The sequence below is a fragment of the Bacillus sp. SIMBA_074 genome, from assembly GCF_046534555.1.
Classification (GTDB): Bacteria; Bacillota; Bacilli; order Bacillales; family Bacillaceae_G; genus Bacillus_A; species Bacillus_A mycoides.
This window is the reverse complement of record NZ_JAWRYM010001311.1, coordinates 1-232: the sequence shown is the minus strand read 5'-3', so window position 1 is coordinate 232 and position 232 is coordinate 1. Positions and strand designations below refer to the sequence as shown.

Genomic DNA, 232 nt, shown 5'->3' with positions numbered 1-232 from the left:
CCGCGGCGCACACTCCTGGTCGGATTCGGCAAGCTCGGCGCGCGCCTCGCACCCCGACTTCTCAACGACGGCGCTGAGGTCTTCGCTCTGCGGCGGAGTGACGGGGAGCTGCCCGCCGGCGTGGTCGGCATCCGCGGTGATCTCGCGCGGCCGCTCACGACCCCGCTTCCCGTCGTCGACGCGATCGTGATCACACTGCCGCCGGGCGCCGCGGAACACTCCTATCGCACGG

1 pseudogene is annotated in these 232 nt (G+C 72.4%); it reads left to right on the top strand.

Annotated elements, in window-relative coordinates:
* Positions 1–232 (top strand): annotated as a pseudogene (locus SB773_RS34950) (hypothetical protein); the annotation flags it as partial.